Annotated in this window: 19 protein-coding genes and 1 pseudogene; 11 read left to right on the top strand and 9 right to left on the bottom strand. The window is 63.2% G+C overall.

Annotated features, from left to right (window positions below):
* The first annotated feature begins 37 nt into the window (after positions 1-37).
* Both AB4Y40_RS08040 and AB4Y40_RS08035 read left to right on the top strand, forming a co-directional pair.
* A pseudogene (locus tag AB4Y40_RS08040) lies at positions 38-1,193 on the top strand (MFS transporter).
* Positions 1,194-1,319: 126 nt separating this feature from the next.
* Positions 1,320-1,946, top strand: a complete 627-nt coding sequence (locus AB4Y40_RS08035) for a lytic transglycosylase domain-containing protein (RefSeq protein ID WP_368687219.1) — start codon at positions 1,320-1,322, stop codon at positions 1,944-1,946.
* Positions 1,947-2,347: 401 nt separating this feature from the next.
* Here the strand turns inward: AB4Y40_RS08035 and AB4Y40_RS08030 are convergent, their stop codons facing one another.
* Together AB4Y40_RS08030 and AB4Y40_RS08025 are read right to left on the bottom strand one after the other, a co-directional pair.
* On the bottom strand, positions 2,348-2,719 hold the full coding sequence (locus AB4Y40_RS08030; protein ID WP_368687218.1) for a hypothetical protein: 372 nt from the start codon (positions 2,717-2,719) through the stop codon (positions 2,348-2,350).
* Positions 2,720-3,118: 399 nt separating this feature from the next.
* Positions 3,119-3,733 (bottom strand): GNAT family N-acetyltransferase, encoded by a 615-nt coding sequence (locus AB4Y40_RS08025; RefSeq protein WP_368687217.1) that lies wholly within the window; start codon positions 3,731-3,733, stop codon positions 3,119-3,121.
* A 204-nt stretch (positions 3,734-3,937) separates the two neighbouring features.
* Here AB4Y40_RS08025 and AB4Y40_RS08020 point away from each other — a divergent pair, with 204 nt between their 5' ends.
* Positions 3,938-4,144, top strand: a complete 207-nt coding sequence (locus tag AB4Y40_RS08020; protein ID WP_368687216.1) for a hypothetical protein — start codon at positions 3,938-3,940, stop codon at positions 4,142-4,144.
* Between the two features lie 98 nt (positions 4,145-4,242).
* Here the strand turns inward: AB4Y40_RS08020 and AB4Y40_RS08015 are convergent, their stop codons facing one another.
* Positions 4,243-5,226 carry an aldo/keto reductase gene (locus AB4Y40_RS08015; RefSeq protein WP_368687215.1) on the bottom strand — a complete coding sequence of 328 codons (984 nt, stop codon included), beginning with the start codon at positions 5,224-5,226 and terminating at the stop codon, positions 4,243-4,245.
* A 141-nt stretch (positions 5,227-5,367) separates the two neighbouring features.
* Here AB4Y40_RS08015 and AB4Y40_RS08010 point away from each other — a divergent pair, with 141 nt between their 5' ends.
* Complete coding sequence (locus AB4Y40_RS08010) at positions 5,368-6,288, top strand: LysR family transcriptional regulator (protein WP_368687214.1); 921 nt, start codon at positions 5,368-5,370, stop codon at positions 6,286-6,288.
* 186 nt (positions 6,289-6,474) lie between these two features.
* Entirely contained in the window at positions 6,475-7,791 is a 1,317-nt protein-coding gene (locus AB4Y40_RS08005; RefSeq protein WP_368687474.1) for an ATP-binding protein, read from the top strand.
* A 46-nt stretch (positions 7,792-7,837) separates the two neighbouring features.
* Here AB4Y40_RS08005 and AB4Y40_RS08000 read toward each other — a convergent pair whose 3' ends face one another.
* A complete protein-coding gene (locus tag AB4Y40_RS08000; protein WP_133181087.1) occupies positions 7,838-8,203 on the bottom strand; it encodes a hypothetical protein in 366 nt (121 codons plus the stop codon).
* Between the two features lie 233 nt (positions 8,204-8,436).
* Here AB4Y40_RS08000 and AB4Y40_RS07995 point away from each other — a divergent pair, with 233 nt between their 5' ends.
* From AB4Y40_RS07995 to AB4Y40_RS07985, 3 genes are read left to right on the top strand one after another with little or no spacing between them, the layout of a single operon-like run.
* Positions 8,437-8,820: a GFA family protein gene (locus tag AB4Y40_RS07995; protein ID WP_368687213.1), complete on the top strand. Its 384-nt coding sequence runs from the start codon at positions 8,437-8,439 to the stop codon at positions 8,818-8,820.
* A complete protein-coding gene (locus AB4Y40_RS07990; protein WP_368687212.1) occupies positions 8,817-8,999 on the top strand; it encodes a hypothetical protein in 183 nt (60 codons plus the stop codon). Before AB4Y40_RS07995 ends, AB4Y40_RS07990 begins: the two co-directional genes overlap by 4 nt.
* The gene (locus AB4Y40_RS07985; protein WP_069266943.1) at positions 8,944-9,687 is read left to right on the top strand and encodes a response regulator; all 744 of its coding nucleotides are present in this window, start codon (positions 8,944-8,946) and stop codon (positions 9,685-9,687) included. The genes AB4Y40_RS07990 and AB4Y40_RS07985 overlap by 56 nt, the downstream gene beginning before the upstream one ends.
* A gap of 34 nt (positions 9,688-9,721) precedes the next feature.
* Here the strand turns inward: AB4Y40_RS07985 and AB4Y40_RS07980 are convergent, their stop codons facing one another.
* Positions 9,722-10,642 carry an alpha/beta fold hydrolase gene (locus tag AB4Y40_RS07980; protein ID WP_368687211.1) on the bottom strand — a complete coding sequence of 307 codons (921 nt, stop codon included), beginning with the start codon at positions 10,640-10,642 and terminating at the stop codon, positions 9,722-9,724.
* A gap of 76 nt (positions 10,643-10,718) precedes the next feature.
* Positions 10,719-11,276: a TetR/AcrR family transcriptional regulator gene (locus tag AB4Y40_RS07975; protein WP_368687210.1), complete on the bottom strand. Its 558-nt coding sequence runs from the start codon at positions 11,274-11,276 to the stop codon at positions 10,719-10,721.
* A 552-nt stretch (positions 11,277-11,828) separates the two neighbouring features.
* Here AB4Y40_RS07975 and AB4Y40_RS07970 point away from each other — a divergent pair.
* The 3 genes from AB4Y40_RS07970 to AB4Y40_RS07960 all read left to right on the top strand — a co-directional run bounded on the left by AB4Y40_RS07970 (position 11,829) and on the right by AB4Y40_RS07960 (position 14,350).
* Entirely contained in the window at positions 11,829-12,140 is a 312-nt protein-coding gene (locus AB4Y40_RS07970) for a DUF3304 domain-containing protein (protein ID WP_368687209.1), read from the top strand.
* A gap of 104 nt (positions 12,141-12,244) precedes the next feature.
* A complete protein-coding gene (locus tag AB4Y40_RS07965) occupies positions 12,245-12,727 on the top strand; it encodes a DUF3304 domain-containing protein (RefSeq protein ID WP_368687208.1) in 483 nt (160 codons plus the stop codon).
* Between the two features lie 9 nt (positions 12,728-12,736).
* Complete coding sequence (locus AB4Y40_RS07960) at positions 12,737-14,350, top strand: DUF2235 domain-containing protein (protein ID WP_368687207.1); 1,614 nt, start codon at positions 12,737-12,739, stop codon at positions 14,348-14,350.
* A 132-nt stretch (positions 14,351-14,482) separates the two neighbouring features.
* Here AB4Y40_RS07960 and fusA read toward each other — a convergent pair whose 3' ends face one another.
* The 3 genes from fusA to AB4Y40_RS07945 all read right to left on the bottom strand — a co-directional run bounded on the left by fusA (position 14,483) and on the right by AB4Y40_RS07945 (position 19,015).
* Entirely contained in the window at positions 14,483-16,537 is a 2,055-nt protein-coding gene (gene fusA, locus AB4Y40_RS07955) for an elongation factor G (RefSeq protein ID WP_368687206.1), read from the bottom strand.
* Positions 16,538-16,718: 181 nt separating this feature from the next.
* Positions 16,719-17,480: a slipin family protein gene (locus AB4Y40_RS07950; RefSeq protein WP_069262378.1), complete on the bottom strand. Its 762-nt coding sequence runs from the start codon at positions 17,478-17,480 to the stop codon at positions 16,719-16,721.
* On the bottom strand, positions 17,477-19,015 hold the full coding sequence (locus AB4Y40_RS07945; RefSeq protein WP_368687205.1) for a nodulation protein NfeD: 1,539 nt from the start codon (positions 19,013-19,015) through the stop codon (positions 17,477-17,479). Before AB4Y40_RS07945 ends, AB4Y40_RS07950 begins: the two co-directional genes overlap by 4 nt.
* Positions 19,016-19,196 lie beyond the last annotated feature (181 nt).

The raw sequence follows: 19,196 nt of genomic DNA, 5'->3' as shown, positions 1-19,196 counted from the left end.
CGAACAATTGATGCCAACTACTACATTGGAGACAGACATGGCCATTCTGGAGGGCGCGGCGAATCTGCGGGCCGCTGACCATGGAGCACCCGCCGATGCGAACACGGTTGCCGACGGCAGCGCGCAGTACGGCGCGATATCGGCCCGTCTCGACCGGCTTCCGGCCACGCGCGCGGTATGGAAGCTGATCTTGTTTCGTTTCGGGACTGGGCATCGGCGTCGAATTCGTGACGATCGGCACCTACCTCTCCGAGCTTGCGCCCAAACACCTGCGCGGCAGGGCGTTCGCCGTGTGCCAGGCGATCGGCTTTTCGGCGGTGCCGGTCGTGGCGTTTCTTTCGTGGCTGCTGGTGCCGCGTGCGCCGCTGGGGCTCGATGGCTGGCGTTGGGTCATGCTGCTGGGCGGCATTAGCGCGCTCTTTGTCTGGTACTTCCGGCGCAATCTGCCCGAGAGTCCGCGTTGGCTCGCGAGTCAAGGCCGCACCGAAGAAGCCGCAGCGGTATTGGCGGACCTCGAAGCAAAGGTGGCGCGGCAATATGGTGCACCGCTGCCTGCGGTAGGCCCGGCCGACCCGGTGCCGCGCAAAGCGGGATTCGCGGACATGTGGAAGCCGCCATACGGCAAACGCACCGTCATGCTCATCGTCTTCCATATCTTCCAGACGGTGGGCTTTTACGGCTTTGCGAACTGGGTGCCCACGCTGCTCGTGAAGCAGGGCATTACGGTCACGTCGAGCCTCATGTACACCACGGTAATCGGTCTCGCTGCGCCGCTGGGTCCGCTGCTCGGCTACTGGATCGCCGACCGCTTCGAGCGCAAGCATGTGATCGTCGGCATGGCGGCGATCAATATCGTGAGCGGTCTGTTGTTCAGCCAGGCGTCGGCGGCGGTCGCGATCGTGACGCTCGGCGTGCTGCTGACGCTCGCCGGCAACATCATTTCGTTCACCTATCACACCTACCAGCAGGAGCTTTACCCCACGGCCATTCGCGCGCGCGCCGTGGGCTTCGTCTATTCGTGGAGCCGGCTCTCGGCGGTTTTCAGTTCCTTCGCCATTGCGTTTACGCTCAAGGCGTTCGGCGTGACAGGCGTGTTCGTTTTCATCGCGGGGGCGATGGCGCTCGTGATGGTGTCCATCGGCCTGATGGGTCCCCGCACGCTCGGCAAGTCGCTGGAGAGCATTTCGCATTGAGCGGTCCCCGCGCTCTGCCCACGCGTGTTTACGCAAATTTTTCGTAAGAGCGCCACCTTTTTCTGAAATTGTTCGGTCGACCGGCGTAGCCTTTCAAGGAGTTTGACAAGTAAAGCGCTAACGCAAATGAACAACAATCCCGGTGATCGGCAAGGCGCTCGTTCGCGTGGCCTTCGCGCGCTCGTTCTGGCGGCGCTCCTGGTGGGTGGTTCGTTCAACGGCATGACCTATGGCGCCGACGCATCGGTCGTTGTGCCGACCGAGCCCGCCTATGACGCCGTCCCACAGGGCATACCGACAGCCGAAGACATCGCGACGATGTTGAACCTGCGGTTTCATATCGGCCTGCACGATGCGCTGAAAATCGGCGAGGCGGTGCTGCAAGCTGCACGACGCGACACGATCTCGCCGATTCTGCTGCTCGCCGTCATCGCCGTCGAATCGAATTTCGACCGCTTCGCCGTGAGCGTCGCCGGCGCCAGGGGGCTCATGCAGATCCTGCCGTCGCAGCACAGGGACATCGTGCTTCGTGCTTCCGATCTGACCGACGCGGGCACCAACGTCAGCATCGGGTCGTCGATCCTGCACGGCTACATCGAGGCGTCCGATGGGGACGTTCACGACGCGCTTCTGCGCTATAGTGGTGGCGCTAAAGACTACCCGCGGCGCGTGGCCGATCGCGTAAGCGTGATCAAGACGGCATTCCCCGTCCAACCGCGTAGTCCGGCATCCGAAGCGGCGGCGCAATTTTAGTAACGACGCTTGCGTGGGAGGTACAACAACCATGATTCAGCCAACTGCTCAACTCACTGAGCCCATCCTGGCCGCGGACTCGTCCGTATGGTTTTCGGCCTACCGGTTTGGGTGGGGATATTGCGCCTATTCACTCCCTTGCGAGGTGCTTTGTGAAAAGCTGGGTGCGACGGACGAGTCCCCGAAACAACTCATGCTGGCATTTGCACTCAATAAATCGAGGCTCGTTCGTGTAATCGAGCATCGATATCCTCTACTCGTCAACGAGCGCATCACACTGGCGGCCACCGATCTCTGAGTGCGTTCTGGCTCGCTCGCTCGCGAATATAAACCCGACTGAGCAGCGCGAACCCCCGAGACCTGCGTCAACGGGGGGCTTCGGTTTTGTCAGGTGCCTTGCTTTAACGGCGTTGCATCTTGATGACGCGCGAAACCTGCGCGGACGTCAATCCACAGTTTTGCACATACGGCGCGCAGGAAAGCGGGGTGACGAAGGACTCGTCCGGAGCATACAGCCCCGCAAACCGGTAGGCGTCCGTGTCCGTCTTGATGAATACGGGGATGGCATCGCGTTGTCCCGACAGCGTTCGCCCCGCCGCATACGCAGAAGCACTGCTGTTGCAGATGATGACTTCGGGCGCTTGCGGATTGAGGTCCGTCCGCAAACAGGCGGCGACGACCTTGCCGTTCTTCATGGGAAGAAATGCCTGCTTGTTGCCGCCACAGACCTGGTGGATGAATTCGCGTGTGTAGTTCTTGTTAATCTCAAACATGGAAAACTCCTGAATCGACTGCTGTTGATATCCACTCGGCGAATGGCCGAACAGGATTAGGGTGCTTTCCGCATTGCAGTGACGTGCGAACCGATCGGGTACGAGCCGACGGCTGATCAACCGCAATCGCGGTGTTCAGATGACAATGAGGGTCGTGCGGAATTGCTGCCGGGACGCGCACCGTTCGCCTGCTGGCAAGACGGTGGCTTGAGGAGAAGGCTCAGACGTCTTGTCAGTCAGGCAAGGAACAACCAGGGGGACGAGGACATCGGATGTTCATGGAACATCTCCGTATTGGATTACCGCAATATTTTAATGCGCTATCTTTTTGCGGCAAGTAAAAAGAGCGTAAAGGCGTTCACAGGATAGTGAATTCAGTGCCGCTCCACCATATAGGCGTTATCGGTCGTTCTGCAAGCGACGGTTAGCGTGCGTCGCAGGTGCGTGCCGCCAGCCAATTAAGGTAGGACGACTGAGTACGGCGCTGTCATCGGGGCAACCGGGGAAGTGGACCGTATCGACGAGCCTGAACCCTAGCGTGTGGTAGAAGTCGAGAAGACCACCCGCGGCAACCGGCGTATCGAGAGCCAGTTGCGCATAGCCCAGGGCTGCTGCCCACCGATTGGCAAACGACAGTAATGCCCGGCCAATGCCCAGGTGTTGCCAACGCGGATCGACGCCGTACCGGTGAATCGTTGCCACGTCCTGGCGCCGGTAGTGGCGGCACGGTGAGGAGGGGTTGGTTGCTTCGATGGTCAGCGTTCCCACGAGCTGACCGTTGCACGCGGCGATAAAGCACGCCTCTGCTTTCGCGCTTCGCCGCCGGCCGGATTCGCGACTCACGTAGTAGCGGCTAATTTCCTCTTTCCTGTCGAGGCTCGAGACGGCGCTGCGAAGCAGCTTCGCGATCAGTTCCGATGAATCGCGATGGATGTCGAACCGCCGGATCTGGAGCCGGACCATTTCGGACGGATCCAGGCTGAGCCATTCGTCGTGTTCTTCTGTTGCGATCATGAATGATTCGGCTTTGGAGTAGGAGAACCGGCGCCTCAATGCGGCCGCGTAACGGGTGTTGCGCGCAGCGGCCAGGTCTTCTGAACATGCCGGGATGGCTGGCATCGACGACGAGAATGGGGCTCAGCGTTACCGCCTACGCACGGAAGCGCGGAGACCGATCCCGTGATCGCCTCCGTACAGCGTAGAACGAAGCCTGTAAAGATGGTGCAAAAAGATGGTGCTTCCCGACACGGCACGTGCGATGCGCGCCGTTCGCTGCGCGAGTGGCACTCGCTCGTGAAGGCCGAGGGCGCGTATTTCGCGGCCACGGAGCGCTTCGCCAACGGTCAGGCCTTCGACTGGGCGGCGTTCGCCCAGGACGAAGGCTTCGCGGACAGGCGCACTCGAGCCGCACGACCCGCCGCATGACGGGCTTCTCGCCCACCGACTTCGCGCAGCGCTATGTCGAGGACGAGGCGTTCTGGATGTACCGGTTGTGGGTGTGAGCTGGCCGTGCGCGCGCAGGCTTAGCGGTCCACGCGCTGCTGCCACTGCGCCGGATAGCGGTCGCCCGCGACCTGGATCTCGTTGAGTGCCGCTTCGATGGCGGCGAGATCGCCCGCGCTCAACTCCACACTGGCCGCGCCCACGTTCTCGTCGAGGCGCGCAAGCTTCGTGGTGCCAGGAATCGGCACGATCCACGGCTTTTGCGCGAGCAGCCAGGCCAGCGCGATCTGCGCGCGCGTCGCGCCTTTGCCGTCGGCGACGCGGCCGAGCACGTCGACCAGCCCCGCGTTCGCCTTGCGGTTCTCCTCCGTAAAGCGCGGCACCATGGCGCGGAAGTCGCTCTGGTCGAACGACGTGCGCTCGTCGATCGCGCCGGTCAGAAAGCCCTTGCCGAGCGGGCTGAACGGTACGAAGCCGATGCCCAGCTCCTCCAGAACCGGCATCACCTTGTGCTCCGGCTCGCGCCACCAGAGCGAATATTCGCTCTGCAGCGCCGCGACGGGCTGCACGGCGTGGGCGCGGCGGATGGACTGCTCGCCCGCTTCGGAAAGGCCGAAGTGCTTGATCTTGCCCTCGCGGATCAGGTCCTTGACCGTGCCGGCCACGTCTTCCATCGGCACGTTCGGATCGACGCGGTGCTGATAGAACAGGTCGATGCGGTCGGTCTTCAGGCGCTTGAGCGACGCTTCGGCCACGGCGCGGATGCGCTCGGGGCGGCTGTCCATGGGCTTCTTCGAGTCGCCGTCCTGAAAGCCGAACTTCGTGGCGATCACCACCTGATCGCGAATCGGCGCGAGCGCCTCGCCAACCAGTTCTTCGTTGACGAAGGGCCCGTAGACCTCGGCCGTGTCGAAGAACGTGACGCCGCGCTCGAACGCCGTGCGGATCAGGCGGATCGCGTCGTTCTTTTCGGTGGCGGGGCCGTAGCCGAAGCTTAAGCCCATGCAGCCAAGGCCCAACGCGGAAACTTCCAGGCCGTTCTTGCCGAGTGTGCGCTTTTGCATGTCTTGCTCCTGTTTGCGTGAACTGAAATGAGCGGCGCTCCGTTCGCGTGGGCCCCGCCTTCTACCCGATCGAGTGTAGGTTGCTGCAGGGCGCTCAACAATCCCGCTAAACTTGCATGGGGTATTGAGGAAAATTCACAAATGGTGCGCACCGGCTTATCCGAATTGACGGCCTTCGTGACGATCGCCGAGCAGCGCAGCTTCAGCGGCGCCGCGGGCGTGCTGGGCGTTTCGCCTTCCGCGCTGAGCCATACCGTGCGCAACCTGGAGGCGAAGCTCGGCGTGCGCCTCCTGAACCGCACCACACGCTCCGTGGCGCTGACCGAGGCGGGCGAGCAACTGCTCAGCCGCGTGCGGCCCGCCATGGCCGATCTCGAAGACGCCGTCAACGACGTCGCGACCGCGAGCAACCGGCCTTCGGGATCGATCCGCATCAGCGCCTCGGAGTCGGGCGCGCGCCCCCTCATTCGCCATGTCCTGCCGGGGTTCCTCGCCCGCTATCCGGACATCCGCGTGGAGTTCGTGGCGGACTCGCGGCTCGTGGACATCGTGGCGGGCGGATTCGACGCCGGTGTGCGCGTGCTCGAAGACGTGCCGCGCGACATGATCGCCGTGCGCTTCACGCAGGACATGCGCTTTGGCGCGGTGGCCTCGCCCGACTATCTGGCGCAGCATGCGCCGCCGCGCGCGCCGCACGACCTCGAGCAGCACCGCTGCATCCGCTTTCGCTTCGAGAGCGGTGCGCTGTTCCGCTGGGATTTCGCGCATCGCGGCAAGAGCGCCAGCATCGACGTGGACGGCCCGCTCACGCTCGGCAACCTCAACCTGATGGTCGAGGCGGCGCTCGCGGGGGTGGGCGTGGCCTGGGTGCCGGAAACGCTCGTGGCTGAGCATGTGGCCGCCGGGCGGCTCGTCCACCTGCTGCCCGAGTGGGGGCCGGTGTTTTCCGGGCTCTGCCTTTACTATCCGGCCAATCGGCATCCGCCCGCGGCGCTGCGCCTGTTCGCGCAGGCCGTGCGCGAATGGGCCGATGCCGCACCGCAGCGCAAGCCGCAAACGTGAACGGACGCGCTGAAACGAACAAGCCTGCAATGTATTGTGTCCCGCGCCCGCGCCGATACAGTGAGATACAAAGCCTGTCGCGGCATGGGGTATAAACGCATCATTCCCTGCACACGGAGTCCGAACATGCACGCCGATGGACTTGCGGCCCGCCGCACACCGCTGGTTTTAGCGGGCGGCGCGGCAATGAGCGCGCTGCACTGGCCGCGCACGCTGTTCGCGCGCCTCGCCCTGATCCTTTGCGTCGGCCTCGCGCTCGCGCAGGGGCTGTCGTTCAAGCTCACGATGACCGAGCGCAACGACGCCACCGCGAACATGATGACCAATTACATCTCGCGCGAAGTCGCCATCTCCGTGGCGCTGCTCGACCATCTGCCCGCGGCCGAACGCGCCGCGTGGCTGCCGCAACTCGCGCGGCGTACCTATAGCTTCATCCTCGGTCCCGGCACGCCGGGCGAGCCGCCCGAAGCGAGCCGCTCGAAGGACGTGGCCTCGGCCATCGCGGCGGGCCTCGGCGACAAGTACGCGCTCACGACCAATTCGGTGCCCGGCAAGCACGAACGCCTGCAGATCCACCTGCGACTGTCGGATGGCTCGCCGCTCACCATCGACTACCGTCCGGGTCCCGCGCTGCCCCTGTCGGGCTGGCTGCCGGCCGTGCTCGTCGCCCAGCTCGTCGTGCTGGCGGCATGCTGCTGGTTCGCGGTGCGCACCGCCACGCGGCCGCTGCACGAACTCGCGCGCGTGGCCGACGCGCTCGGTCCGGACCTGAAGGCGGAGCGTCTGGAGGAAGAAGGGCCTTCCGAAGTGGCGCGTGCGGCGCGCGCGTTCAACGCGATGCAGCAGCGCATCTCGGCGCACGTGGCCGAGCGCATGCAGATTCTGGCGGCCATCTCCCACGATCTGCAGACGCCGATCACGCGCATGCGGCTGCGCGTGGACCAGATGGACGACGAAGCGCAGGCGGGCAAGCTCGCCCAGGACCTGCACGAGATGGAGCAGCTGGTGAAGGAGGGCGTGGCCTACGCGCGTACGCTGCACGGCACCGGCGAAGCGCCCGCCCGCGTCGACCTCGATGCGCTGCTCGACAGCCTCGTATGCGACTACGTGGATGCGGGCTCGCCCGTGACCTTCGAGCGCCGCCTGAACGTGGCGATCGTCACGCGCGTGCAGGCGCTGCGCCGCATCGTCGGCAATCTCGTCGATAACGCGCTGAAGTATGGGAGCACGGCGGCCATCGAGGTGAGCGCGTCGCCGCAGGACAAGACCGTCACGATCTCGGTGCTCGACAGCGGCCCCGGCATTCCCGAGGAAGCGCTCGAAAAGGTGTTCGAGCCGTTCTACCGGCTCGAAACCTCGCGCAACCGGGGCACGGGCGGCACGGGCCTGGGCCTCGCGATCTCGCGCCAGCTCGCCGTGGCGATGGGCGCTGAACTCACGCTGCGCAACCGGCCCGAAGGCGGGCTGGAAGGGCGGCTCGTGCTGGGCGGCGCGGAGGCGTGAATGGCGGCGCGCCACGAGCGCCCGGTCGTGCGGGTCAAGCGGTTGCTCAGGCGAGCGGAATGAACACGTTGAACTGGCCTTCCTCGGGGTGGCGCGAGCGATGGCCCTTGCCAATGGTGTCTTCGCACAGCACGACCGTGCCCGGCTCGCAGTGGCGCGTGTCGCCGTCGCTCGTTTCGAACTCGACCCAGCCGGTCATCCAGATCACGAACTGACGAACCGGCGTGGTGTGCCAGTCCGCCTCCTTGAGGCCGGCCGGCACCCAGCCGAAGCGCACCGCCTTTGCCGGCTCCCACGTCGAGAGGTAAATGGGCGGGATGTTGGGAAAGAGTTCGAGCGGCGTGAGCGGGATATCGATGTCCTCGAAATGGGACTCGCCCTGGGCGTCGGCATAGATGCGCAGACATTTCATGGGGACCTCCTGGAGCCGTTCTCTGCGTTTCGCTCGCTATCAGCTTGCGAGCATAAACAATGCCGGTTTGTGGCTGGCCCGGCTGTGGTCATCGCCGGCCATTTCAGGTCGATATGCGTCGCGCCGGATGGGCGCTAGCGGTCATTGTCGTCCCGAATCGGGTGGGGCGGTTCCAGGTTGTACGCGGCGGATGGCGCGCTATCCATCACCCAACGAAATCAATGGAGAGCAAGATGAGCACGTCGACGAGCACGACCCGCTGGAAGGGTACCTGTCATTGCGGTGCGGTAGAGTTCGAAGTTCACACGGCGATCGAGCCGGCCGGGCGTTGCAACTGCAGCCTGTGCCGGCGCAAGGGCGCGCTGATGAGCCCGCCGTTCGAGGCCCGCGAACTGACGATCCTCGCGGGCGAAGACGCGCTCACGCTGTACCAGTTCAACACGCGCGTGGCGAAGCACTATTTCTGCAGGCACTGCGGCATTTATCCGTTTCACCAGACGCGCAGGGACCCGGCGCGCTGGCGCGTCAATCTCGGCTGTCTGGAAGGCGTGGACGTCTACGCGCTCGAAGCGTCGGTTGCCGACGGTGCTAGTCTTTCCCTGGTGGAGGACGCATGAAACGCCTGCTCGCCATCCTGTTCTTCGCGGCGAGCGGCCTGGCTGCGGAGATTGCGCATCCGGTGTACTGTTCGTGCATCGCAGAAACCCGTTCACGCCCCGCGCGCAAGGAGAAAAACACCAATGACGGAAAAGATGGATCACGTCCTGATCGTCGACGACGATCGCGGCATACGTGAACTGGTCGGGGCCTACCTCGAGAAGAACGGCATGCGCGTGTCGCTGGCCGCGAACGGGCGCGAAATGCGCTCGGTGCTGGAGGGCGGCGCGCCCGACCTGATCGTGCTCGACCTCATGATGCCCGGCGACGACGGGCTCGTGCTGTGCCGCGAGCTGCGTGCGGGCAAGTTCCGCGCCGTGCCCGTGGTGATGCTCACTGCGCGCAATGAGGAGACGGATCGCATCGTTGGCCTCGAAATGGGTGCCGACGACTACCTGCCCAAGCCGTTCGCCGTGCGCGAACTGTTCGCCCGCATCCGCTCGGTGCTGCGCCGCACACGCATGCTGCCGCCGGGCATGGAAGTGAGCGAGGCGGCGCAACTGCTCGCGTTCGGCGACTGGCGGCTCGACACGACGGCGCGGCATCTGCTCGACGCCGAGGGCACGATCGTCGCGCTGAGCGGTGCGGAATACCGGCTGCTGCGCGTGTTTCTCGACCATCCGCAGCGCGTGCTCACGCGCGATCAGTTGCTGAGCCTCACGCAAGGCCGCCAGGCCGACGCGTTCGACCGCTCGATCGACCTGCTCGTGAGCCGGCTGCGCCAGCGCCTGCGCGACGAGGCGCGCGAGCCGCGTTACATCAAGACGCTGCGCAGCGAGGGGTATGTGTTTTCCTCGGCGGTGACCACGGTCGAAGCACCGGAGTAACGCCCGAGGAACGCCGGAGGAACGCCGGCCCTGGTCAGGTCTGGCCGAAGAAACGCAGCAGTGCTTCGGCCACGGCCGCGGGTTGCTCCTCCGGCAGAAAATGACCGCAGTGGGCCAGCGTCGCGCCTTGCACCTCATCGGCGTAAAGGTGCAGCGGACCGGCCATGTCGGCAATCGAGCCCTGATCGGCGCTCAGCGCGAGAACGGGCATTCGCAATTTGCCGCGTGAGCCCAACTCGCGATTCTGACGCGCCGAAACGTCGGCCGCGCGGTAGTAGGCCAGCCCCGCACGCAAGCCGCCTTCCTTCGTGAACACGCGCAGATATTCGTCGATATCGGCATCTGTGAAGGTTTGCGGATTCGCCGTTTTGCGGCGCAGAAACCACTCCAGATACACGCGCTCCTTGCCTGCTATCAGCAGCTCCGGCAGATCGGGCACCGCATGGAAGGCGAAGTGCCAGGTGCGCCACGCGCGCTCGGGCGCGACGGGCAGCGCTTCCGGCAGCGTGATGCCGGGAATGCCGGCGTCGAGCAACGCGAGGCTCGACACTTCATCGCTGAATAGTGCCGCATAGGGGTAAGCGACCCAGGCGCCGACATCATGAGCGGCGAGGTGGTAGCGGCGTGCTCCGAGCTTACCGAGCAGCGCGTGCAGGGCGGTTGCGACGGATTGCGTGTCGTAGCCGCCCTGTGGGCGGTCGGAGTCGCCCTGGCCGGGCAGGTCCGGTGCGATCACGCGGTAACGCTCGGCGAGCAGCGGCATGACCTTGCGCCACGCGAACCAGCTTTCCGGATAGCCGGCCAGCAGCACAATTGTTTCGCCATCCTGATTTCCGCCGATCACGTAGTGGAGCCGTGTGCCTTCGATGGTTTCGAAGCGATGCGTGAAGCCTGGCAGGATGGAGTCGGCCAGCGACGCTGGACCGTGGTCGATGATGCGTGAGGGCGTACTCATGGCGTGACACTCCAGTGGGTTTGAGGAACGCAGGCATCGATTGGAAATAATAATTTCCAAATTAGCCAAAAAAATTTCAACGCAGTAGACGCATGGCTTCGTCGGCGGCGGCCAGCATGTCGCGCTGCGTGCGACCGGATTTGCCGATCAGACGAAAACCGTGGAGCAGGGCGAGTAACGTGCGCGCCATGGCCGGGACATGGATTTCCGCTGCAACCGAACCGTCTTGCTGGCCTTGCTGGAGGAGTTCGCGCAGCATCTCTTCGGTGCGCCGCATGGCGGCTTCGATGCGCGTGGCGACTTCGTCGTCGAACGTGGCGAGCGCCGTTGCGCTGGAAACCACGAGGCAGCCACGCCGGCCCTCGCTGCCGTGGGACGACTCGGCGTAGAAGATGAAGATGACGCGGATCTTCTCGCTTGCTTTGGACTGCTTGTCGAGGCGAAGGCGCAATTCGGCGTTGCGCGTGGTGACGTAGTGGTCGAAGGCGGCGAGGAAGACGCCGCGTTTGTCGCCGAAGGCCTTGTAGAGGCTGCCTGCGGTCAGGCCCGTTGCTTCGCTGAGGTCGCCTACGGAGGTGGCGTAATAGCCGCGCTCGCGGAAGACGCGCACGGCGCCGTCCACGACGGTTGCCATGTCGAATTCGCGTGGGCGGCCGGGGCTGCGGGCCAGAGGTTGGGATGGGTGCTCGAATGCCATGGGGGTGATTATAGGAAATGTTTATTTCCTAATCAAGGGATTTTTCTGACAGCAATTCAAGATAAAACGGGTATGGGGATTCCACCCTGTTGTTGCACACTGGAAGGCCTTACCGCGGTTTGCCGACACCGCTCGCCGGATTTCATCCGCTAAGCCGGCGCCATGTTTCGCAGGCTAATCAACGCCTCCATTTGTCAGTCTTTGACACGCTAGCACTGAGATGCGTCAAAAGATCTCCAGTTTTCGGTCTATACCTCATTGAGGCCGTGTCGTCCGCACGATATAACCGGAATGATTCGAGAGTGAACACCTTCGCTGTCTTCTGAAGCCCAGATCACGATCCAGATCTTGGTCACGTTTCCCAAAAAACAGCTGCGAAATCAATTTGTTTAAAAAGGCAAGAGAATGCGGACTTTCTCAAAGAAAGGAGTGACCGGCATCTTACTCTGCCTCTTATTTATGCTCCAAGGTTGCAAGAAAGAGCCCTACATGCTGGGGTTGGTTGGATACAACTATACAGACCGGCAAATTGCTGACTTTTCGGTGAATGGTCAATGGGGTGCAAATCTCGCGCTAAGTACGCCAACCTCCGGTGGAGGAAGCACCATGTGTTGCGTAGTTATGAGCCGTGACACGAAGACGCCGTTCTCGGTTGATGTGGAATATCAGATGGATGCACTTGAAGCCTTTCCACCACGCATGGTAATTGAGCCAGATGGCTTATACAGAAAATCGAGGATTCAGGTGACCGGTCCCATTCCACAAGATCCAAACTACCTTGAGATTCATTTTTTATCCTGACGGTCATATCGAGGCGGCCCTATCAGGCCGGGACGGCCCTTCACCGCCGCGGTTGAAGCTTGAGCGCCGCTTACCTTTCGTTCGCTGAAACACAAAGACATCAAGTGAAAACGAAGAACTCCGTTCTGCTTCTTATTTTTTGCGTGCTGCCGGTTCTGTTAACTCAGGGTTGCAAGAAAGAGCCTTATATGCTTGCCGTTATCGGCTATAACTACACCGACCGCGCTATAGCTGATTTCGCAGTCAATGGTCAGGGAGGTAGCAACGTAGAACTTAGTACACCTTACGCTGGCGGAGGAAAGGAATCTTGTTGCGTCCTTATGAATAGCGACACGAAAACACCATTTTCGGTCGACGTTGAGTTTCAAATGGATGCACTCGAAGCGTATCCGCCACGGAAAGTAATTGAGCCAGCAGGACCATACAAAGAAAAGAGGGTTGAGGTAACAGGCCACATACCGTCCGACCCAAGCTACCTCGAGATTCACTTTTATCCGGATGGCCATATTGAGGCCGCCCTATCAGGCCGAGATGGCCCGTCACCGCCGCGACTGAAGCTTGAACGCCGCTTGCCTTTCGTCCGATAGAGGATAGTCATGCTTGACGATACCCAAGTTCCGCACATCGCAGGTCTGCGCTCCCTGACTTTGCCTGAGCGAGAGGCGCGCGCTGCTGCGATGGCCTGTATGGACCCCGCAAAGAAACCAGGAATGGCAGATTGTTCGCAGTCGATTTGGATTTCTATCTTTTTCGACGGTACTGGAAATAATCGGTTCGTAGACACCTCCAAGTCGAAGCATAGTAACGTTGCACGTCTTTTTTTCGCGCACGAAGCAGATACGGGGGCTAGCGGTCGATATCCGATTTATATCAACGGCCTTGGTACACCATTTCCAGAGATCGGCGAGCATGCGTACAGCCCCATCGGTTCGGCATTCGGAGTGGGTGGCGAAAAGCGCTTGCAATGGGCACGTAAGCAGTTTGACGATCGCATTCAAAAGGCGAAGGCTCGGGCAAGGAATCCAAGGCAGCCAATTCGAATAATCAATGTCGCCCTGTTTGGTTTTTCCAGAGGCTCGGCGCTCGCGCGTGCCTTCGCTGTGAGGCTTGCCAAGGAGTGTCGGAAAGTGGGAGACGACTGGCAATATCAAGGGTACCCAATTCGCCTGTATTTCATGGGCATGTTCGACACAGTCGCGTCGGCCGGACTACCGGCGAGCTTCCAGCTTCTGGATCGCAGTCCGATGATCCAGATTGCGACTACTACGGTTTCCGCAGTCCTGAGTTCCGCTCTGGTGTATGTCCCAAAGGATGGGCACTACACCTGGGCGAAGGACCTGAAGATTCCACCGATGGTTGAGCAATGCGTCCACTACATTGCGGCACATGAGGTTCGGGATTCATTCCCACTCGATTCGGTGCGTGACGGCAAGAGTTATCCACCCAACTGTGTCGAAATCGTCTATCCCGGTGTGCACTCCGATGTTGGTGGCGGATACGCGCCGGGTGAGCAAACCCGTACCCTGAAAGACGACGAAAAACTGAGCCAGGTTCCGCTGCTGCACATGTATCGAGCCGCAATCGCCGCTGGTGTACCGCTTCAGGCATTGAACACCATGGCTGGAAAGGTTCAGGAGACATTCAATCTTTCCCCGAAAACCGCGTCGCTTTTCGACGCTTATCAAAAGCTTGCCCACGCATCCGGCCCGGTTGAAAATGCTGTCGCGGGCCACCTCTATCCGCTGTATCTAGCGCGTAGCTACCTGTCCAAACAGAAGGCCGATGAGGATGCGCGCGCTCGCGTGCCCGCAGCAAAGCGGGTTCTTATGCAAACGGGAAACCAGAAACTCGCAGATGCCCTGGAAATGGAACTGGCCAGAATCACCGCCGGGGGGAATGCCGTGAACGTGGCGGCCGCAGACGCGGAAACGCGCAAAATCGATGGCAAGTCGCTCAGCTTGCGAGAGGCGATGCTGGCGCGCGCGTACGAGGACATGACCTTGATCACCGGCTCCGGTGAGACGCACCAGGCGTTGCTAGATTTCTTCGACTACCTTGTACATGACTCCGTGGCTGGCTTCGGCATGGACGCCTCGAAGTTACAAAACTGGAGAATGATTTACTTCGGGAATCAGGGTTATCAACCTGCGAATGACTGGAGCGTAGCGGATGCGACCGAGCCAGACGAAAACGCGGATGCCATTGCATGACTGGCGACAGCATGTGTCGTTCGCCAGCTTTGGGGGGGCGAGTGATGTAACTTATACGCCGAACGTGGTTCCAGCGGGGCAGTTCTGTTGCGGCAAATCGGTGCGGTGTCAGGCAGTGGCCAGCCAACCCCCTCACTCCACACTTTCCCCCCGCCCCTTATGCTGCGCCGCCAGCCTTTCCTGATGTGTCGGCGGCACCGGATCGTAGTGGCTCAACTGAATGCTGTAATTCCCATTGCCGCCCGCGAGCGAATTCAGCCGCGACTGGTAATCGTTGAGCTCGGCAAGCGGCACCTTCCCCGCAATGACCATGGCCTGGCCGCCCACCGTGCGCGTGCCATGCACCTGCCCACGCCGCGCGGAAAGATCGCCGATGATGTCGCCCATCGCGGCCTCGGGCGTCATCACCTCGATATCGACAATCGGTTCGAGCACGATGGGCTGCGCTTTGAGCACCGCATCGATAAACGCCTTGCGCCCCGCGGTAACGAACGCCACTTCCTTCGAATCCACCGGATGGTGCTTGCCGTCGTACACGATCACGCGCACGTCCTGCATGGGAAAGCCTGCGAGCGGTCCGCTGTCGATCACCTGCAAGATGCCTTTCTCCACCGCAGGCATGAACTGCGAAGGAATCGCGCCGCCTTTCACGGCATCCACGAACTCGAAGCCCGCGCCGCGAGGCAGGGGCTCCACGCGCAGCATGACTTCGCCGAACTGGCCCGCGCCGCCCGTCTGCTTCTTGTGGCGGCAATGGCCCTCGGCTTTGCCGCCAATCGTCTCGCGCCACGCAATCGTCGGCGGACGCGTCACGACTTCGAGTTTGTACTGATCGGTGAGCCGCTCCAGCATGTAGCGCAAGTGCAGTTCGCCCAGCCCGCGCACCACGGTTTCATTGGTCCCTTCGGGGTGATCGATCTGCAGGCAGGGATCTTCCGCCGCGAGCTTTTGCAGCACTTCCCACACGCGCTGCTCATTGCCGGGCCGCGCCGGCTCGATAGCGAGACCGTAAATCGGATTGGGAAACGCAGGCGGCGTGAGGTGGATGTTGCCGTCCTCGGGCGCGTCGTGCAGCACGGCGTCGAAGCCGATGTCGTCGGCCTTCGCCACCGCGCAGATATTGCCGGGGCCCGCGCGCTGCACCTCCGTATGCTCCTTGCCCTGCAGCATCAGCAGATGCGCCACCTTGAACGGCTGTCGCGCGTTGCCGATATAGAGCTGGCTGTCACGCGTCACCGTGCCCTGATGAATGCGAAACACGGCCACCTTGCCGATATACGGGTCCATCACGATCTTGAACACATGCGCGAGCACGTGCTTGTCGGCATCCGGCTCCGCGCGCACGGGCTCCTTGCCTTCCTTGCCCTCCACTTCGCGGTAGAACAGCGGCGGATTGCCTTCGGTGACATTGGGCAAGAGCCGCACGAACACGTCGAGCAGTTGCGCGATGCCCGCACCGGTCGCCGTGGAGGTGAAGCAGACCGGCACGAGATGGCCTTCGCGCAGCGCGCGTTCGAACGGCTCGTGCAGTTGCTCGGGGCTGATGGCTTCGCCTTGTTCGAGGTACAACTCCATCAACTCGGGATCGAGTTCGATCACCTGGTCGACGAGCGCATTGTGCGCTGCTTCCACCGAATGGAAATCGGCCTCGCCGGCCGGGTTGAAAAAGCAGTCCACCACTTCGCTGCCGCCCTGCGCAGGCAGATTGATCGGCAGGCAGGTCTTGCCGAAGGTCTCCTGAATCTGCTCGAGCAGCCCCGGCAAATCGACCTTTTCGGCGTCGATGCCGTTCACGATGATCATTCGGCACAGCTTGCGCTGCTGCGCGTACGCCATCATGCGGGTCGTCGTCATTTCGATGCCGGTGCGTGCATTGATGACGATGGCCGCCGTTTCCACCGCGGGCAACGCGCTCATCGACATGCCGGCGAAGTCCGGGTAGCCGGGTGTGTCGAGCAAGTAGATGCGTGTGTCCTGGTGGTCGAAGTGGGCGATGGCGGAGTTGAGGGAGTGGTGGTACTTGCGTTCGAGGGGATCGAAATCGCAGAGGGCGGTGCCGCGATTCACGTTGCCTGGCGCGTGCAGCGCGCCGCCCTGGTGCAGGAGCGCTTCGGCAAGCGAGGTCTTGCCGCAGCCGGCATGGCCGACCAGAGCGATCGTGCGGATGGCTTCGGGACTGTAATCCATGGCCGCCGTCGTCCGTTAGTGGATGTTCGGCAATTATTGGCGATATTTCCGCGCTCTGCCAATCCCAAGCTCAAAAGAAGCGTGCACGAGCGCGCGCAGTGCAGTGGCCTGCTTTTTCGCTGCGCTGCAATATTCAGGTGAACTGCCGAAGGCGCAAGCGGCTCGAAACCGAGGGGCCGGATCACTTGCCCAAGCGCTCGATCAGCGCGTTGAGCAGTTCGATCGGCAGCGGGAAGACGATGGTGGAGTTCTTGTCGGCGGCGATGGTGGTGAGCGTCTGCAGATAGCGCAGTTGCATCGCCTGTGGCTGCTTCGCGAGGCATTGCGCGGCTTGCAGCAATTTTTCGGACGCCTGCAGTTCGCCTTCCGCGTGAATCACCTTTGCGCGGCGCTCGCGTTCGGCTTCGGCCTGGCGGGCAATTGCGCGGATCATCGTTTCGTTGAGGTCCACGTGCTTGATCTCGACGTTCGACACCTTGATGCCCCACGCGTCTGTTTGCGCATCGAGTACTTTCTGGATGTCGGCGTTCAGTTGCTCGCGCTCGGCGAGCAGGGCGTCGAGTTCGTGTTTGCCGAGCACGGCGCGCAGCGTGGTTTGCGCGAGCTGGCTCGTCGCGTCGATGTAGCGCGCCACCTGAATCACGGCCTTTTCCGGGTCCACCACGCGAAAATAGACCACGGCGTTGACCTTCACCGAAACGTTGTCGCGCGTGATGACGTCCTGCGAAGGCACGTCGAACACCACGGTGCGCAGGTCGATGCGCACCGCCACCTGCACCACGGGAATGATGAGCACGAGGCCCGGCCCCTTGACCTTCCAGAAGCGCCCGAGCATGAACACGACGCCGCGTTCGTACTCCTTGAAGATGCGGATGGACGATAACGCGATCAGCACCAGCAGCGCGATCAGAAGACCTGTGAAGCCGAACGTGAAGCCGATCATGAATGTTCTCCCTTGTCGTTTGCCTTCTCGTGTACCGCGCCGTGCAGCGGGGTGACGGTGAGCGTGAGACCGCTGCGCGAGCTCACGCGCACGCGGCTGCCGGCGGCGAGCGGCGTGGCGCACGCCACGCGCCAGCGCTCGCCGTGCACGCGCGCCCAGCCTGTGGCTAAGGCTGCGTGGCCTGGCCGCGGGTCGGGGTGCAGGCCCTCGTCGATCACTTCGCCCGTGGCGCCTACCATCGCCTCCGCGCCGGTCACCACGGGCCGGCGTCGCGCGCGCAGCGCCACGCTGGAGACGGCGGCGACGAACGCCGCGCCGCCGAGCGCGAGGCCCGCGATGAGCGGAATGGGGATGCCGTAGCCAGGCGCGCTGGTGTCCATCAGCATGAGCGCGCCGATGGCGAACGCCACGATGCCGCCGAAGCCCAGCACGCCAAAGGTCGGCAGAAATGCCTCCGCGATGAGGCATGCGAGCCCGAGCAGCACGAGCCCGAGGCCCGCGTAGTTCACGGGCAGCAGCTGCATGGCGAAGAGGCCCACCAGCAGGCAGGTCGCGCCCGCCACGCCGGGCAGCACGAAGCCCGGGTTGGCGAACTCGAAGAAGAGTCCGTAAATGCCGATGGTCAGCAGAATCAGCGCGACGTTCGGGTCGGCGACGATCGAGAGGAAGCGGTTGCGCCAGTCGGGCGCGACGACTTCGAGCGGTGCGTGCGCGCTGGCGACGCGCAGCGTGCCCGCCGTGGTCGTGACGGTGCGGCCGTCGAGCTGGCGCGCGAGATCGGCGGGGTCCTGCGCGATCAGATCGATCACGTGCTGGTCGCGCGCTTCTTCGTCCGAGAGGCTCACGGCCTCGCGCACCGCACGCTCGCCCCACGCCGCGTTGCGCCCGCGCAGCTGCGCGAGGCCGCGGATGTAGGCGGCGGAGTCGTGCATGACCTTGCGGGCTTCCGTCGATTCGTTGTCGTCGGCGTGCGGGGCCGAGGCGCCGGAAGCTGTCTCGGGGGCGCCTGGCGGGCCACCTGGCAGGCCACCGCCACCGCCGCCGCCCACGCCGAGCTGCACCGGCGATGCCGCGCCGAGGTTCGTCCCCGGCGCCATGGCCGCGAAGTGGCTGGCGTAGACGATATAGGTGCCCGCGCTCGCGGCGCGTGCGCCGCCGGGCGCGACGAACGTCGCAACCGGCACCGGCGAGGCGAGAATCGCCTTGATGATCTGGCGCATCGACGTGTCGAGCCCGCCGGGCGTATCCAGTTCGAGGATCGCAAGCGGCGCGCGCTCGCGCGCGGCGCGCTCCAGCGAGCGGACGATGAAATCGGCGCTGGCGGGCCCGATCGCACCGTTCACCGTCATGACGACGACGGGCGGGCTCGGTGCCGCGAACGCAGCCGGCACGGCCAGCGCGGCCGCCAGGGCGGCCCACGCGACCAGCAAGGCGACGAACACAACGGCGCGAGCGAGCCGCGCCGTGAGCGGGTGGTGCGGGTGAGCGTGCGGCGCGTCGTGCACCGCGGCATGCGAGGGGCGATGATCGCGCATCGGAAGTCCGGAAGGTGGCGCACGTTCCGGCTCACAGATGGGGCAAGAGCCGATACCTCAAGATTAGGCGCTTTCCGCCCAAAGCGCGAACCGGCCCGAATGGCGCGAAAACGCGCCGAACGTTGCGCCGCACACTTAATCCGCGGCGCCGAAGGCAATGGAGGAATCGGGATTTGGCGCG

This window comes from Paraburkholderia sp. EG287B, assembly GCF_040965595.1.
Classification (GTDB): Bacteria; Pseudomonadota; Gammaproteobacteria; order Burkholderiales; family Burkholderiaceae; genus Paraburkholderia.
The sequence above is the reverse complement of the archived record's forward strand: the minus strand, read 5'-3'. Positions and strand labels throughout refer to the sequence as shown.